The 16,662-nt window shown below is 40.4% G+C and carries 19 protein-coding genes; 10 read left to right on the plus strand and 9 right to left on the minus strand.

The window, feature by feature from the left end; genetic code table 11:
• Positions 1-5 precede the first annotated feature (5 nt).
• The 8 genes from ID47_RS02485 to ID47_RS02515 all read right to left on the minus strand — a co-directional run bounded on the left by ID47_RS02485 (position 6) and on the right by ID47_RS02515 (position 6,362).
• On the minus strand, positions 6-287 hold the full coding sequence (locus tag ID47_RS02485) for a hypothetical protein (RefSeq protein WP_038463471.1): 282 nt from the start codon (positions 285-287) through the stop codon (positions 6-8).
• Positions 288-502: 215 nt separating this feature from the next.
• Complete coding sequence (locus ID47_RS02490; RefSeq protein ID WP_038463474.1) at positions 503-1,597, minus strand: S1 family peptidase; 1,095 nt, start codon at positions 1,595-1,597, stop codon at positions 503-505.
• A gap of 612 nt (positions 1,598-2,209) precedes the next feature.
• Positions 2,210-2,563 (minus strand): hypothetical protein, encoded by a 354-nt coding sequence (locus tag ID47_RS02495; RefSeq protein ID WP_038463477.1) that lies wholly within the window; start codon positions 2,561-2,563, stop codon positions 2,210-2,212.
• Entirely contained in the window at positions 2,560-2,733 is a 174-nt protein-coding gene (locus ID47_RS13135; RefSeq protein WP_198022325.1) for a tetratricopeptide repeat protein, read from the minus strand. The genes ID47_RS02495 and ID47_RS13135 overlap by 4 nt, the downstream gene beginning before the upstream one ends.
• 216 nt (positions 2,734-2,949) lie before the next feature.
• Positions 2,950-4,053 (minus strand): glycosyltransferase, encoded by a 1,104-nt coding sequence (locus ID47_RS02500; protein WP_038463479.1) that lies wholly within the window; start codon positions 4,051-4,053, stop codon positions 2,950-2,952.
• Positions 4,043-4,948 (minus strand): oxygen-dependent tRNA uridine(34) hydroxylase TrhO, encoded by a 906-nt coding sequence (gene trhO / locus ID47_RS02505; protein ID WP_038463481.1) that lies wholly within the window; start codon positions 4,946-4,948, stop codon positions 4,043-4,045. The genes ID47_RS02500 and trhO overlap by 11 nt, the downstream gene beginning before the upstream one ends.
• Positions 4,949-5,184: 236 nt before the next feature.
• Positions 5,185-5,760: an aminoacyl-tRNA hydrolase gene (pth, locus tag ID47_RS02510; RefSeq protein ID WP_038463484.1), complete on the minus strand. Its 576-nt coding sequence runs from the start codon at positions 5,758-5,760 to the stop codon at positions 5,185-5,187.
• A 2-nt stretch (positions 5,761-5,762) separates the two neighbouring features.
• Positions 5,763-6,362 (minus strand): 50S ribosomal protein L25/general stress protein Ctc, encoded by a 600-nt coding sequence (locus tag ID47_RS02515; RefSeq protein ID WP_038466948.1) that lies wholly within the window; start codon positions 6,360-6,362, stop codon positions 5,763-5,765.
• Positions 6,363-6,593: 231 nt separating this feature from the next.
• Here ID47_RS02515 and ID47_RS02520 point away from each other — a divergent pair, with 231 nt between their 5' ends.
• The 6 genes from ID47_RS02520 to ID47_RS02545 all read left to right on the plus strand — a co-directional run bounded on the left by ID47_RS02520 (position 6,594) and on the right by ID47_RS02545 (position 12,806).
• Positions 6,594-7,994: a UDP-N-acetylmuramoyl-tripeptide--D-alanyl-D-alanine ligase gene (locus ID47_RS02520; protein WP_038463486.1), complete on the plus strand. Its 1,401-nt coding sequence runs from the start codon at positions 6,594-6,596 to the stop codon at positions 7,992-7,994.
• A gap of 3 nt (positions 7,995-7,997) precedes the next feature.
• A complete protein-coding gene (mraY, locus tag ID47_RS02525; RefSeq protein WP_038463488.1) occupies positions 7,998-9,086 on the plus strand; it encodes a phospho-N-acetylmuramoyl-pentapeptide-transferase in 1,089 nt (362 codons plus the stop codon).
• Positions 9,087-9,160: 74 nt separating this feature from the next.
• On the plus strand, positions 9,161-9,559 hold the full coding sequence (locus tag ID47_RS02530) for a hypothetical protein (protein ID WP_038463490.1): 399 nt from the start codon (positions 9,161-9,163) through the stop codon (positions 9,557-9,559).
• 55 nt (positions 9,560-9,614) lie between these two features.
• Positions 9,615-11,798: an ATP-dependent helicase gene (locus tag ID47_RS02535; RefSeq protein ID WP_038463492.1), complete on the plus strand. Its 2,184-nt coding sequence runs from the start codon at positions 9,615-9,617 to the stop codon at positions 11,796-11,798.
• On the plus strand, positions 11,791-11,982 hold the full coding sequence (locus tag ID47_RS02540; protein WP_198022326.1) for a YciI family protein: 192 nt from the start codon (positions 11,791-11,793) through the stop codon (positions 11,980-11,982). Before ID47_RS02535 ends, ID47_RS02540 begins: the two co-directional genes overlap by 8 nt.
• A 341-nt stretch (positions 11,983-12,323) precedes the next feature.
• Positions 12,324-12,806 carry a peroxiredoxin gene (locus tag ID47_RS02545; protein WP_038463494.1) on the plus strand — a complete coding sequence of 161 codons (483 nt, stop codon included), beginning with the start codon at positions 12,324-12,326 and terminating at the stop codon, positions 12,804-12,806.
• A 104-nt stretch (positions 12,807-12,910) separates the two neighbouring features.
• Here the strand turns inward: ID47_RS02545 and ID47_RS02550 are convergent, their stop codons facing one another.
• Entirely contained in the window at positions 12,911-13,765 is an 855-nt protein-coding gene (locus ID47_RS02550; RefSeq protein ID WP_038463496.1) for an alpha/beta fold hydrolase, read from the minus strand.
• Positions 13,766-13,849: 84 nt separating this feature from the next.
• Here ID47_RS02550 and ID47_RS02555 point away from each other — a divergent pair, with 84 nt between their 5' ends.
• From ID47_RS02555 to plsX, 4 genes are all read left to right on the plus strand, one after another.
• Complete coding sequence (locus ID47_RS02555) at positions 13,850-15,061, plus strand: threonine ammonia-lyase (RefSeq protein WP_038463498.1); 1,212 nt, start codon at positions 13,850-13,852, stop codon at positions 15,059-15,061.
• Positions 15,062-15,141: 80 nt separating this feature from the next.
• A complete protein-coding gene (locus ID47_RS13625; protein ID WP_269516667.1) occupies positions 15,142-15,276 on the plus strand; it encodes a hypothetical protein in 135 nt (44 codons plus the stop codon).
• Positions 15,277-15,415: 139 nt separating this feature from the next.
• On the plus strand, positions 15,416-15,622 hold the full coding sequence (rpmF, locus tag ID47_RS12265) for a 50S ribosomal protein L32 (RefSeq protein WP_075261548.1): 207 nt from the start codon (positions 15,416-15,418) through the stop codon (positions 15,620-15,622).
• 23 nt (positions 15,623-15,645) lie between these two features.
• Entirely contained in the window at positions 15,646-16,659 is a 1,014-nt protein-coding gene (plsX, locus tag ID47_RS02560; protein ID WP_038463500.1) for a phosphate acyltransferase PlsX, read from the plus strand.
• Positions 16,660-16,662: the final 3 nt, after the last annotated feature.

Here is a 16,662-nt window from a genome sequence, read left to right on the forward strand (position 1 = left end):
CTGTTTCAATTTATATTGTTAGGGGAATGACTTGGATCTTTAACATAATCTTTGTAATCAATATTTTCCCATTGGTGAGTTTCCTCGTTCATTTTCGTAACGTACATGGTTTTACCTCGGATACCCCGTAGGTCAATTTGTATATCGGTGGATACATCTTCTAAAAAACCTTTAATAAAAATAAGAAAAGTTTCAATTTTCTTTCTTGCAAATGTATCAAATAACGCATGAATAAAATCGTTAAAGGTTGTTACTTTAGTTCTGTGAACTTTTGGTAACCTGGGCATAGCAATTAATCTGCTCTACTTTGATTAATGCTGCGTGTGGCGGAAAACCATAACGATCCAAGAGAGGAGAATCGGCAGAGCAAGTATTATACCATTAATATCAATATAGCGAGCAAAGCTTTGTTCATAAGTGATCGTAGGAACTGTTAATTCTATTAATTCACCTTCGCGGAAAACTGTGACCTCATGAGTTTCAGATGACTTTAATAACTTATTTAATCGAACTTGATCTGTTCCAATTTTTCCCCATCCACCGTCAAAATAATATCATTAAACTGAATTTTATCTGTAAATAGGGGGATAAGTGGCTGTGCTACCATCAACTTAAATTCTTGGTCTTCAGATCCTACATATCCTTTTAAGGTATCAAGAGGAATATGATGGAATAGGTTTAGGGTGTAAATATTTTGTGATACCATGGGGGTTCCTAAAGATACGGCTGTAATACGTTTACCTGCTTTAAGTTGCTCATACGCATCCGTAACATATGAAATTGGCAAAATTATATTGTGAACATCATCACCGGCAAAAAGGATGCCAATTATTTGGCCATTCTCATTAAAAACGGGAGAGCCACTTGCACCCCCATGAGCCCTCAAAGCGACCGATACAGACATACAACCTCGTGTAAGTGTGCTATCCCAGTAGTAGTAACGGTCATTAACTCTACCAACCTCGACAGTAAAACTACCCGATGAATTTCCCATGAACCCAAGGATGCTATGTTTTTTGACATTAAATTCTTTAGCTATTGGTATTTGAGCTTGAGGATCAATTGTTGCCAATTCCCCCACGTGCAAGAGGGTGAAATCCCCGAATTGACATCCGACCGATGTTTGCCATATTTTCACAGCCGGTGATGTATATTCTTCACCTTTATCTGTTACAACTGTCACAATACCAGCCAAGTTGCCAGGAACAACGTGATAATTATTGGCAATAACTCCGTTTTGCGCATCGAGCAGGAATCCTGTCCCCATATGGGCAAAATTTTGAACTGCACAAGACCCTTGAAAATTAATTTTATAGATATAAGGGATGCTCGGCTCAATATTTTTAATCAACTCATCCGTTGGGGATAACCCCAGGTTACCTTTGCCTAAAATCCGTTGCAAAAGATCCGCTAGATTCTTACTGCCATTTTTTTCATCACTCCCACGAGGATAATCCTGCTGAAACTGAGTTGATTCTTGCAGGAAAATACCATCTCCTTGAGTCTCTTGTAAATCACTGGAATGCCCCCGGCTAAGCGTCATAGCAGAACAAAGTAAAATTACTTTCACCCAACAGTATTGTTGCCGATTAAACATTAATACCCCCCCTTGAAATAAAATAAAGGGCACTATTTTAGGGTAAACCGTTTTATTTAAAGAAGTAAAAACAATATTTTAAGTAAATTTTTTAAGGTGTTGTGGGTTATTTTTTTACAGGCCGAAATGTTGTTGTGAAAACAATATTTGTTCCTGAACAGGAATTGAAATATTTTTGGCCATTATCTTGATAATTGCTGTCGTCTTTAGACGAGAGAGCCAGATCTCCCATAAAACGGCATTCAAAAAATTATTATAAGAGAAAAGGGGGAGCATCAATAAAAATCTTAGGATCTTTCAGAGCATCATTATGCCACGCGAGGTATCAATTTCTTATCCATTGCTTCCTGCCATAACTCACCTTAGTAGCTTGGGGTAGAGAAGCCCCTGTAAGCTTCCTTTTTAAATAGCTACAGGGGGGTATAAGGATACAATATTTATTCAAAAAACCACGGATAAGCTTGTTCAAATAAAGTATTGCGATAACCTTCGGTCTCTATCTTTAGCTCCTTGCAGGGTCTCTGTTACACCTTTCTAGAAGTTTTAATACATTACTATTAAGCTGGTTTAATTTTTGAATATCTTTATGCAACTGACGTGTTTTAATTTTTTCTAGAACTTCATGTCCTCTCCAACAAACAAAGGCTTTAGAACTATCACCAATCCGACCTTGCAGAGATGAAAGATATTTTTTTTGGGAATAATAGAAGAAATAAGAAAGCCGGGTTTATCAATATTGTCTAGAAATTCCTCATAATTCTTAACAGAAGCAACGACGTTGCTACACAATTGGGCTAAGCAAAGATTTTCCCCCAAGCTATCCTCAAAATTACTGTGCTGAGCATGGGTGGCATGCAAAAGATATAAAGCTTCTAACTTTTGCAGTTGATCTTTTAGGTCGGTTATCTGGTCTTTTGCTTCTTGAGAAAGAGAGGTTTGAGAGTTAAGATTAGCGGGAACTTTCACAAAAAATTTTTTAGAAAATTTTGAGCCAGTGCATTACCTTTCTCGGCCGCTTTTTGATACCATTCAACAGCCTTTTCCGCATTTTTTTCAACTCCTTCACCTTTATAATACATCCCTCCTAAATTAGATTGAGCCCCTGCATGACCTTGCTCGGCTGCTTTCTGTAACAACCAAATATCTTTCTTACGGCTGTCTTGACGATCACCATAATGTTCACGGTCTAACGCTAAAAGGGGAGTCGTTGAAATAAAAGTTATACTGACAGGAATAAGTAAATTTTATAATAATATTTTCATACTCGGGCTTTCTATAATTAAAATGTAATGATAACGATTTTTTATATAATTATAAGTAACTAAGATTGGGACCTGGCGAAGGGTCATCAATCAGCAGGTAAACTCTGTCAGAGTGTCTTGAGTTAATTTTTGCAAGCCAAAATGTTGTTGTGAATACACTATTTGTTCCTGAATGGGAATTGAAATATTTTTGGCGATTACCTTGATAATGGCTGCTGCTAATTCAGAGGGCTTGGCTGGCGGAATGATCAGGCCATAGGGGCCCACAATTTTGCTACAATCACCTACATCGGTTGTTATACAAGGAATACCATGCGCCATGGCTTCTACTAATGTATTGCTGTATCCTTCGCCAATTGATGTTAAACAGTAAACATCAAAGGCACTGTAGCAAGGATTGCCGTCTTCAAAGTACCATGTGACATTAACATTCTTACTTTTAGCATAGTCTTTTAACATCTGCGTATAAGCTGGATCGCCATGCCCCCAACATATAAAATTACATCTAAATGATTCTTTTATAAGCAAAGCTGCTGCATCGATAAAAGTCTTATGATCCTTCATCGGATCATAACGCCCAACGTGACCAATTAGGATATCCTTATCAGAAAGGCCGAGCTTTGCGCGAAATTGCTGACGAGCATTGAGGGAAAATTTATTCGTTTCAAAATCTAATCCATTTGTTACAACTGCAATTTTATTGGCAACAAAAGGTGCATTTTTTAGCAGAAGATCCTTACCGGCATGAGAATTAGCGATAATCTTGACATTAAGGCGAAATAACTGACGTTCTAGCCAATTTAACAATAAATCCATCCGCGTATAGTGCGATAAATCCATAAAGGATGTTCTAACACCACAAATAATTTTAACATCGCTAAACAACGACGTTATAGCCGCGATAATATTCTGCACTGTTAGGAAGCTATAAACAATATCCGGTTGTTCTGTTTTTAAGAACTTTATGTAGGATCGAACAAAACCAATAATATCCCAACGGGACTTTTTCTTAAGGTCAATAACAGTTAAGCTCGTGGTCTCATACCACAAGGAAGAAGGTGGGTATAAACTCAGAATAGTAACTTTATGACCAGCTTTTTGTAAACCATGGGCCAGATAAATTATTTGCCGTTCTGCACCCCCCCGGTTTAATGAACGGCAAAATAAAACAATCTGCAGGGGATTAGCGACCAATATGCTTAAGCCCTCGGGATTTTGCTAACGTGACCTGAAAATGACGAGCTTGCGCTCTCTTTCTCTTTTTCTCAGTCATGGCATCATAACAATTAGGACAAGTAATGCCTTCCTCATATTTAGCAGATAGCTTATCGTCTGGAGAAACAGGTAACCTACAAGAACGACAATATTCATGTTCGCCTAACTGCAAGCCATGTTTCACACCAACGCGCTCGTCGAAGACAAAACATTCACCATTCCATAGCGAAGACTCTTCTTTCACATCTTCCAGATACTTCAAAATACCACCCTTTAGATGGTAAACCTCTTCAAATCCCTGTTCTAACATATAAGAACTAGCCTTTTCACAGCGAATTCCTCCCGTACAGAACATAGCCACCTTCTTGTGACGTGTCACATCGCAATTTTCTTGAACAAATTTTGGGAATTGAGTAAAAGTATCAGTTTTCGGGTTAATTGCACCCTCAAAAGACCCCATACGACATTCATAATCATTTCGGGTATCAATGACGATAACCTCAGGGTCCTGAATCAAGTCATTCCAGTCTTTTGCATTAACATAGGTCCCAACCTTTTTAGTGGGACTAATACCAGGAACACCTAATGTAACAATTTCCTTTTTTAAACGAACTTTCATGCGATGAAAGGGCATGGTCTTCGCAAAGGATTCTTTATATTCTAAGTTATTAAGAAGTGGGTTAGAACGAATAAAGCCGACTACAGCATCAATTCCTTCCCCGATTCCTGCAATAGTCCCGTTAATCCCTTCTTCAGCTAGAAGTAACGTTCCCTTGACACCATGAGTATCACACAATTGTTGTAAAGGTGCTTGAATAGCCTTATAGCAATCAGATAAAGGTGCAAATTGATAGAGAGCGGCAACTTTAAACATTAGTTTCTCTTTGTTTTATATAATTTTCTTATACATAATTTAATCAATCAGTGTTTTGTTTGCAATCCTCAATATTAGATCTTGTGCAAAACCTCGAATTTTGTTTTTTTAAACAATGTAGAAAAAGAGAGCTTATACAAAACCAGTATCAATTTAATAAAAAGAGATGTTAAATTAAAAATATTGGTAAATTCTTGCTTCGAATTGGTGTTAAATCAATTATAAAGGAACGACAGTTATTGGTAAATTTTATTAAGCCAGTTAGCTTGCGTATCCACAAACAAATCAGGGATTGTCTTACCAATTTTAGATAAAAGGGTCGTTAGCCAATCCTCATCATCTTTATGAAAATTACCTAAAACATACCCATTTACTGCATCCTTAAACCCCGGATGACCAATACCTAACCGGATACGCCAATAACTTTGTCCTATATATTGATCTAAACTTTTCAATCCATTATGGCCGCCAGCCCCGCCGCCTAATTTGAGTTTGACGTGGCCAGGTTGAAGATCAAGATCATCGTGGAACACATAAATATTATCAAGGGGAATTTTGTAAAATTTAGATGCTTCGGCAACGGATCTGCCCGACAAATTCATATACGTTTGTGGCTTTAAAAGAATAACCTTGTGCTGACCGAGACGGCCCTCACTTACTTGAGCAGAAAATTTAGATTTAAAGGAAGGAAAATTTTGTATATCAGCAATGACATCCAGAGCCATAAAACCGATATTGTGGCGATTTAGGGAATACTGAGTTCCAGGATTCCCTAAGCCAACTATTAAATAGGTTGTGGAGTCCACAGCCATATTTACTCTGCTGTTTCGGCCTCAGCTTTAGCACCGCCACCAGGAGCAACGATAGAAACAAGTGTATTATCGCGTTCTGGATGAGCCGCAACAACACCCTTAGGCAATTGAATATCTGTCAAGTGAATTGCATGTCCGGCCTCAACACCAGCAAGGTCAACAACAATTTCAGATGGGATAGAATCTGCTGGGCAGATAACTTCTAAGGTGTGATGGACAACGTTAACGATACCACCCTTTTTAACACCAGGCGCTTTATCATCATTGATGATGTGAACCGGAATGTTAACGTGAATCTTTGAATCTTTCGCAACACGCATAAAATCGATATGTAACGGTGCATCTGTTACGGGATGTAACTGAATGTCTTTAGCCAAAACGTGTTGTGTCTTGCCATCAATAGAAAGAGCGAACAAACGGCTAAAGAAGCCGGGTGTATAAAGCTCTTTAGAGATTGAACGTGGGTCAATAGAAATAAATTGATTTTCTTTGTTTTGGCCGTAAACAACGCCCGGCACAACGCCTTCACGGCGAATTGCGCGGGCACCACCTGTACCGGTTGCTTGGCGTGTTTGAGCTTCGATAGTTACAACTGAACTCATTAAATAGTCTCCATATGGAATAAACAATAACCTTGCCCGATTTATACTATCTTTTTGCGTTAATTGCAATTGATATTGTTTCAGACAAGGCGAATCTGTGACACTTTTAGCCACGATACACCAATCTCTATGGTGGCTGCAAATAAAATATACATCTCACTCTATAAAAAAATTGTTGTTGTGTGGGGGATATGACATACTAAAAAAGGTATATATTATATGTAGGTTAATATGGCTCTGTGGACATCCAAAGAAATAGAAGAAATTTTTAATTGCCGTGTTCCGGCAGATTTTAAGGTTACCGGCATCTCGATTGATACAAGAACACTACAGCCCGGCGATCTATTTTTTGCCTTAAAAACACCACAATCTGATGGTCACCATTACGTCCTTGACGCCGCTCAAAAGGGTGCCGCTGCTGTCATCGTTTCCAACCAAACAGTGGGGTGCAGTTGTCCACAAATTATGGTCGATAGTCCATTTAAAGCCCTGCAAGAATTAGGGCGCTATGGCCGTATAAGATCCAAGGCCAAAATCATTGCAATTACCGGTAGTGTCGGAAAAACCACCACGAAGGAAGTTTTGCGTCATGTCCTCGAGGGGTATGGCACAGTTTCTGCCTCAGTTGCTAGCTATAACAATCACTGGGGCGTTCCTTTGAGCCTGGCACGCCTTCAAAAAGATGCTAAGTTTGGCATTTTTGAGGTTGGCATGAATAACCCAGGTGAAACCACTCCCTTATCAGAAATGATCACCCCTCATCTCGCGATCATTACAGCTATTGCCCCCGCTCATATTGGGCAAATGGGGACTCTTGATAATATCGCTAAAGAAAAGGCTTGTATATTTGAGGGACTCCTTCCCAACGGTATTGCAATTTTGCCAGCTGATTCAGATTTTTCTGCCTTTTTAAAAACAAAAGCTTTACAACACCATCCTGATCAACTTCTCACCTTTGGGGAATCTGTTGCTGCCGATGTTAAATTGGTTGATTATAACTCGGATGAATCAGAAGCAAGGGTTACATTTGCCATAGGGGCAAGAGAACGCCAAACGTTTACTTACTCTCTCATTGGTCGCCATTTAACGAATGCAGCGTTGATTGCTATTGCTGCAGCCAAAACCTTGAAACTAGATTTAAAAACAGTAATTAAACGTCTTGAAACAATGAAACCTGTTAGTGGTCGAGGTAAGCTCCATTCAATTACCCTGAAGGGCCAGCCGATAAAGTTAATGGATGACTCTTATAATGCAAATTTACTGTCGACCCTTGCGGCTGTTGATACATTAGCAAACCTTAAAATTATAAATCAGGGAAAACGGATTGCAATTTTAGGCGAAATGCTTGAGTTGGGCAGTTATGCTATTGATCACCATCAACAAGTTGCCAAAGCATGCATCGAAAAAGGTATTGATCGAATCTATTTTTGTGGCGGAGCAGCTATGAAGCAGGCCTTTGAGCTATTGCCTGACATCCATAAGGGAAGATTTGTATCAAGCGCTCAGGAGTTAATTGATCCCATCCTCAATGAAATTCAGGCCCATGATATCGTTTTAGTCAAAGGGTCAAAGGGAAGCCGAGTCAGCCTTGTGGCAGAGGCTTTAATCACAGCAAGCAAACAAGAGGAATAAAGAATGCTTTTTCATTTACTGCCGGGGTTATCGAATCAGATAGGTTTTTTAAATGTCTTTAAATACCTGACATTTCGAACCGGTGGTGCCATTCTAACATCCCTCCTTATCAGCTTTATTTTCGGATCTTCCTTTATTAATTGGCTAAAATCTATACAAAAAAACGGTCAACCCATTCGGGAAAATGGGCCTGAAGGCCATTTACTCACTAAAAAAGGAACCCCTACTATGGGGGGAGTTTTAGTTCTGATATCCTTGACCATCAGTACATTATTATGGGGCAATCTTACGAATGTTTATCTGTGGACCGTCCTCTTCATTACGCTTGGATTTGGGCTTATTGGGGCATATGATGACTATTTAAAATTAACTAAACAAAGTTCAAACGGATTATCTGGAAAACACAAGCTCATTCTCCAAGGGCTTATGACTTTAATCGCAACATATTTTATTGTTAATCAAGGAAAATCTGGTTTTTCCACAAGCGTTGCCTTTCCCTTTATTAAGGACTATCTCTTGGATTTAGGAGTATTTTTCTACGTTTTCAGTTTCTTTGTCATTGTAGGGGCTTCAAACGCTGTCAACTTAACGGATGGTTTAGATGGATTAGCCATTGTGCCCATCGTCTTAGCTTGCTCCTGCTTTGCTTTAATTTCGTATTTAGTTGGTAACTCAGTATTCGCCAATTATCTACAAATTCAGCACGTTCCCGATGTCGGTGAGCTGTCAGTATTTTGCGGGGCTATGATTGGGGCTGGTCTTGGATTCTTATGGTACAATGCTCCGCCGGCTAAGGTTTTTATGGGCGACACAGGGTCTCTTGCTGCCGGCGGTGCATTAGGGGTTACATCTGTCATTACTAAGCACGAAATTGTCTTAGCTATTATTGGTGGATTATTCGTTCTGGAAGCCATTTCTGTTATCCTGCAGGTTGGGTATTACAAATTAACCAAACGACGGATTTTTTTAATGGCGCCTATCCATCATCATTTTGAAAAAAAGGGATGGGCGGAAGCAACCATTGTGATTCGCTTTTGGATTATAGCTATGATCCTAGCGCTTATCGGTCTATCCACCTTAAAATTACGATAATTTAGCCTGGTAACCAACTATTAACATATTTCTCCTAAACTAGAATTAGGAAGAATATTGTTAAGAGGTGGGTGATGATACAGGCAGTTATGCTATTAGCACTAGCAAGCAGTTCTGGATTCGCATCTGAAGAAAGCGCCCTGATTTCATTTGAGGGTAGCGAGAGAGGATCTGACAGCCTTGTCGGTGAATTTTCTATCAGTCCGAAGATTAAAGATGATCTTGTTGTTTCAAATAGCGGGGAAAGTTTAACGGCTCATTCAGGAATTGTTATGACAGAAAGTGGGCAGGGTGGTGCTGATGCGGCTGACTCTGATTCTGGTAATGAGGATTTTAATAACGACATTTATGATAAAAAGAAGAATACAAAGAAACGTAAAACAGAGGGTGATGAGCTTGATCCGTATCAATGGTGGACCCAAGCGAATGCTCATCAGCAGGTTCATTTTATGTCAACGTTTAATCCTTCTTAATTTATAATTATAATTCGTGTACACTCAAGAAAACTAATTCAGAAAGAGTGTTCACGTGTTGCCTCAAAAAATCAGTGATTCCCTTACCTTTGATAATTTAAACTCGCCTCAACGTCGCGCTATCGAAACCACTGAGGGGCCTGTGCTTGTCCTTGCAGGGGCTGGAACAGGGAAAACTCGAGTTCTCACAACACGACTGGCTTATATTATAGAAAAAGGCTTGGCCTTTCCCAATCATATTCTATCTGTAACCTTTACGAATAAAGCGGCAGCGGAAATGCGTGAGCGCGTAGCCACTTTGGTAGGACGAGCAACCGAAGGTTTTTGGCTCGGAACATTTCACTCTTTAGCCGTTCGCATTCTCCGCCGTCATGCAGAAGTAGTAGGACTGACGAGTGACTTTACGATTTTAGATTCCGATGACCAACAACGGTTATTAAAACAAATCATTCAAGCTCAAGGCATTGATGATAAGAAGAACCCACCCAAAATGGTAGCAGCCGTTATCAATCGTTGGAAAGACCGTGGATTGTTACCCAATAAAGTCAGCCCCTCCGAAGGACGCGGCAGCCAAATGCTGCTTGCAATTTACCAGGAATACCAAGAACGCCTACGTATTCTAAATGCAGCAGACTTTGGCGATTTGTTGTTGCACAATTTAACTATTTTTCAAACGCAGCCGGCAATTTTGCAATCTTATCAATCCCAATTCAGATATATTTTGGTGGATGAGTATCAAGATACGAACATTGCCCAATATTTATGGCTTCGGCTTTTAGCAATGGGGCATGGCAATATCTGTTGCGTCGGAGATGACGATCAGTCAATCTATGCTTGGCGCGGGGCTGAAGTTGGCAATATTCTCAGATTTGAAGAGGATTTTGCAGGAGCAATGGTAATTCGACTTGAGCAAAATTATCGCTCTACCCCTCATATCTTGGGGGCAGCAGCTGGCTTAATTAGCAATAATTCGGGTCGTTTTGATAAGACACTTTGGACAGATGTGGATCAAGGTGAAAAAGTTACTGTACGGGGAACCTATGACAGTATCCAGGAAGCCCGCTTTATTGGTGATGAAATTGAAGACCGTCAGCGGCATGGCCAAGCTTTGTCACAAATGGCTATTTTGGTACGAGCAGGCTATCAGACCCGCGAATTTGAAGATAGATTACTCGTTTTAGGAGTCCCTTATCGTGTTATCGGTGGGCAAAAGTTCTATGAACGTATGGAAATTCGTGATGCCTTAGCCTACTTGCGCATTATTGTGCAACCCCAGGACGGACTGGCTTTTGAGCGTATCATTAACACGCCACGCCGTGGCGTCGGAGCAAGTTCTCTGCAGATTATTCATACGGAATCTCGGGCTGCTGGGTTACCTTTGCTCGAAGCAACCAAGAGGCTTTTAGAAGAAGGAATGATCAAAGGGAGCGCTAAAAATGCATTGCATCAATTTATTAAACAGCTAGAAATCTGGCGCGATCGTTTGCCTGATATGGGGCCGGGCGAGTTTGCTAAAATGATTCTGGATGAATCAGGCTATACGGAAATGTGGCGCCAAGATAAGTCCGCGGATTCTCCTGGACGTTTGGAAAACTTGAAGGAACTGATTAATGCTATTAAGGAATTTGACACCATTCAGGCTTTTCTTGAACACGTCAGCCTTGTGATGGATACAACCTCAACAGTGAACAACGATATGGTCAATTTAATGACTCTTCATGCCGCAAAAGGTTTAGAATTTGAGACTGTTTTTCTTCCTGGGTGGGAAGAATCTATATTCCCTAACGCACGGGCACTGGATGAAAATGGTCTTGAAGGATTAGAAGAAGAGCGCCGATTGGCTTATGTGGGAATCACTCGAGCGCGTCAACAAGCCATTATAACGTATGCCCACAATCGCAAAACCTTCCAAGGATGGCAGTATTCAACGCCCTCTCGATTTATTGGGGAACTTCCCAAGGAACATGTCCATCTTATCCAAGCCAGTGGTTCCGAAGCTTTACATGGAACAAGGACCTTATCGGGTCAGCACCCTAACAAAAGTTCTTACTCAAAAATGGATATTTTTGAGGCTGAGTTTTCTGTCGAACCCACCCATACTTTTAAAAAGGGTGGGCGCGTCTTTCACTTAAAATTTGGTTATGGTTTCGTTCATGATATAGATATGGATAATATTAAAGTTGAATTTGAAACATCAGGAATCAAAACTGTAGTCGCCGACTATTTAGAGCATGCCTAAAATGACTCCTCACCTTTTCATCATAATTTTAAAATGTACAGCCCCTTTTGATCGCACAGAACAAAGCATTGTTCCTCATCGGGAATACTTAGATTTATATTATAAATCAGGCCATTTTCTGGCCTCAGGTCCGCTTGTCCCCCGTACAGGCGGTGTTATCATTGCTAAAGCAAAGGATAAGTAAGAATTAGATAACATTATGCAGCAAGACCCCTTCAGTCTTGAACAAATTGCGGAATATGAAATTATGGAATTTAATGTTGTTAAATAAGCTAGCCTTTTAAAGGACTTCTTTGGATAAAAAAGGGTAACTATTTGTGGTTGTCTCCCTAAAAAAATTGCACTTCCTTTACGGTAATAATAATTGAATTCGCTTTCCTGTAAAGAGTATAAAACAAAGGCACAGCCTGTTCCTTACTGTGATTTTAAAAAATTTTATATCTAAATTTATTAATCCCGTTGTCAGGCACCCCATGAGCAGGATATGCTGTAGGCAATAAATATTATAATTTATAAGAGGAAAATATGACTATAACCATCGGCAGCCACATCCCAAGTGCAGAATTAAAAGCCCTTGTTAATGGAGAGATCAAAGAAATAGGTGTTCAGAGCCTATTAGAACATAAAAAATCCGTGATTTTTGCAGTTCCAGGCGCCTTCACAGCAACCTGTTCGAATGATCATCTTCCCAGCTATGTTAATCAACTGGCGGCTTTAAAAGCCAAGGGTATTGATCAAGTGATTTGCTTGGCTGTCAATGATATTGCAGTTCTAAAGGCTTGGGCAGAGCAGCATCACGCCACAGCCATCATATTCTTAGCAGATGGAAGTGCTGCTCTTACAAAACGCATGGGATTAGATATTGACTTATCCGATTATGGCATGGGCATCCGATCTAAGCGGTATGTCATGGTTGTTAACAATGGTATCATTAAAAAACTTGACATTGAAGAGTCTCCCGGAGTTTGCAGCATTTCCAGTGCCACGACTCTTATTGATGCTTTATAGCCAATTATTCATTCTCTTAATGGTAAAATTGCTTGGAAAGGGAAGAAGAGATTCTTTCATTTCCAATTTTACGGATGAAAGTTATGTTTGAAATTCTTCCAGTTTTAGCGCTGACTTTGTAGCCACCTAATAATGGTCTCGATTTGATCCTCCGCCATAAGGGCAGGGGCATGGGCCACTTCTTGAAACTCCGCATATTTTACATCTTCCCGTTCCAACATTTTATTAACGGTGTCCTTACTTAGGACCTCAGATTCAGCACCCCGAATTACAAGGATGGGTGCAGCAATTGTTTCCCAAACATACCAAAGATCCGTTTCTTTCACATCAAAGCAATCAACAATTTTGGGGTCATAGCTTAGAACTAGTTCGTTGTTTTCGTTTTCAATAAAGCTATAATCGGTCATGTGATTCAATTGATCCTGGCTCATACGGCCAAAGGGTAACAGCAATTGCCTTAAAAAATTCTGGGCTGTTTCTCTGGTTTTAAAGGTTGGCATTAAACCGAGATATTGTTTTATGCGTGCCAACGGAGGGGCAGGAATAAAAGGACCAATGTCATTCAAGATAAGGTTGCGAATGGGAGTATTTTCAAAGCTTGCCAAACCCATGCCAATAATGCCGCCCATGGAAGTGCCAATCCAGTCCACGCGATCTACATTGAGCCTGGCAATTAATTCAACTAACTCATTCATGTGTTTATAAATATTATAATCACTTAGATTACGGTGCCAATCACTTTTTCCTCGGCCAGGCATATCCGGGCAGATGACGCGATAGCCAATCCCCACCAAAGCCTTGGCTAAATAATCAAAATCTCGACCATTGCGTGAAAACCCATGTACACAAATGGCAACCTTATCAGAGATTGGATTTCCCCATTCTGTATAGTGTATATTATGGAATCCGGTACTGGATAAACATTGTAGGGTTCGGGCTTGGGGAATTAAATCGGTCATGGATAAATCTGCTTTTTTGTAACAATTTGTCAATTAAACTCATATTATAATTCTAGGATATAGAATTAAATTTGGCCACCCTGAATGAATATTAACAATATTAAACTCGCCGCCCAAAAAATGCAGGACGTTCTTTTTCGCACTCCAATTGTTCCAGCACCTTGGCTAAGCAAGAAAATTAGAGGGACTGTCTATCTAAAGCTTGAAAATCTTCAATATACGTCTTCCTTCAAGCCACGGGGTGCTTTGATTAAAATGCTTAATCTGACGCCTGAACAAAAGGATAAAGGCATTGTCGCTATGTCTGCGGGTAATCATGCTCAAGGCGTGGCATTTCATGCTCAACGAATGGGAATTCCAGCAACAATCATTATGCCCGAATCCACACCTATTGCCAAAGTTGAAAGAACACGAAATTTAGGTGCTATCGTCGTTCTCTCAGGATCCAATTTGGCCGAGTCAGAACTGACGGCCCTTGAATTTGTAGAAAAAGGCCTGACTCTTATTCATCCTTATGACGATGAAGACATTATCACCGGGCAGGGCACGGTTGCACTGGAAATGCTAGAAGATCGCCCTGATATCGATACATTAATTATTCCCGTAGGGGGTGGGGGGTTAGCCTCAGGCTGTTCTATTGCCGCTAAGGCCTTAAATCCCAATATAAAAATTTACGGCGTACAATCCACAGCTTGTCCCGCCATGATCCATACCCTTTATCCCGAACGGTGGTTCATGCCGCCTGATTCCAGTAGCCTGCCCTTAGCGGAAGGGATTGCAGTCAAAAACCCCGGCATGATTACTCGTGAGATATTAAAGACTCATTTGACCGATATTTTAGCCGTAGAGGATACGGAAATTGAGGATGCCGTCGATGCACTTGCCATGGGTGCCAAGGTTGTGGCAGAGGGGGCAGGGGCGGCGGCTGTTGCGGCTTTGATCAAGAATCCCGATTTATTTTACGGCAAAACAGTTGGAATTATTGTCTGCGGCGGCAATATTGATTCTCGAGTTTTTTCATCGCTTATTATGCATAGCTTGGTCCGGCAAGAAAAATTTATTCGCATCAAAATTAAAATTCCTGATACCGCCGGCACTCTCGCTAAGGTTACCGGAATTATCGGCCATCTAGGCGGTAATATTTTTGAGCTGATCCATCAGCGGCATTTTACAAACTATTCCTCTAAGATGACAGTGTTGGAAGTCACGATCGAAACTCGAGGCCGAGACCATTCTCAGCAAATTATTCAAGAGTTAATAAATGAAGGTTTCCCCACTTCTTTCTACAGAACTTAGAATCTTTATTGCTAAAAAAAATAGAAAAGATATGATGGTAACTAGAAATAACTCTAGACAATAATTTTTGGAGAAAAAAAATGAAGAACATTTTTCTATCAATTCTTTCATTATTTGCTCTTTTGTCGGCGGCTGTTGCGTGCCCAGATCATGATCAAAAACCAACGCCTCCAGCAGAATCCACACAAGATCAAGATCTTACAGAATCAGACTAAGTCGGCAGAGGGCAGAAAACGCTGACCCCACCCAGAGTTTTTTTTATAAGTTTTTGTTTTATGCTTGCTCTTTTAACTAAAATAAGATAGAAAATTGGTAAGGTATTTTTTGTGCGAATAAATTTGAGGTCTATTTAAAATGGCAGTTCCAAAGAAAAAAACATCCCAATCACGTCGTAACATGCGTCGTTCACATCATGCTCTTACGCCTGTGAATGTTAACGAATGCTCTAGTTGCGGGTCCCGTAAACTTCCCCATCACATTTGCCCATCCTGTGGACACTATAATGGTCGTCAAGTCATCAGCCAAGCAGCCGCTGTCGAAGACAATCAATCAGCTGAATAATTCCTGTCTCACGGGAGTGATCGATGACAACTAGACTTTCCCTGGATGTTATGGGGGGCGATAACGCCCCTCTAATAGTTATTGAAGGTGCGGCGCAAATTCTTGCCTCAGCACCGGACATAGAATTCCTTCTGTTTGGCGACAAGTCTATCATTCTTGATCATCTCCGGAATTTTCCTCTTCTTGAAAAAAGATCTCACATTCATCATTGTTCAGAAGTTGTGACGAATGACACGAAGCCTGTCAATGCCATCAGAGGTTTAAAAGATTCAAGCATGCGTAAAGCCATTGAGGCTGTGGCTAATGGCCAAGCTGATGCTGTTGTTTCGGCAGGCAATACTGGTGCTTATATGGCTTTGTCTAAGATTATATTGCGGACTCTTGAAGGTATTGACCGTCCTGCAATTTCAGCCTTACTTCCCACCATTAATGGATTGTGCATTGCCTTAGATATGGGTGCAAACCTTGAGTGTACCACAGAGAACCTGGTTCAGTTTGCCATCATGGGAGAAGTCATGGCGCAGCGCGTGCTCGACATAAAACATCCCAAAATTGGTCTATTAAATGTCGGTACAGAAGAAGTTAAAGGCCATGCAATTGTCCAGCAAGCCTCTATGTTATTAAAAGAAGTCCCAAGCATGAATTATATTGGTTTTATTGAAGGGGATGACGTTAATCACGGCATTGCCGATGTTATTGTAACCGATGGATTCACGGGCAATGTCGCTTTAAAAACCTTGGAGGGAGCAGCTCATTTTATCTTTGGGATAATCAAAGAGACAATGCGTTCATCACTCCTTGGCAAATTAAGTTACCTTGTGGGCCGATCTACATTCAAGGATATTAAGTCTCGTCTAGATCCTCGTAAATACAATGGTGCGGTATTTTTAGGTTTACGGGGAATTGCTGTTAAAAGTCACGGTGGGGCTGATGCTATTGCATTTGCCAACGCTATCAATGTCGCTTTCAATCTTGCCAAAGAGTCGCATAGCTTAAACTTTGGTGAAGAAATTGAAGCAAAAATCAAAGAAATATAGGAT

The organism is Candidatus Paracaedibacter acanthamoebae, from assembly GCF_000742835.1.
Taxonomy (GTDB): domain Bacteria; phylum Pseudomonadota; class Alphaproteobacteria; order Paracaedibacterales; family Paracaedibacteraceae; genus Paracaedibacter; species Paracaedibacter acanthamoebae.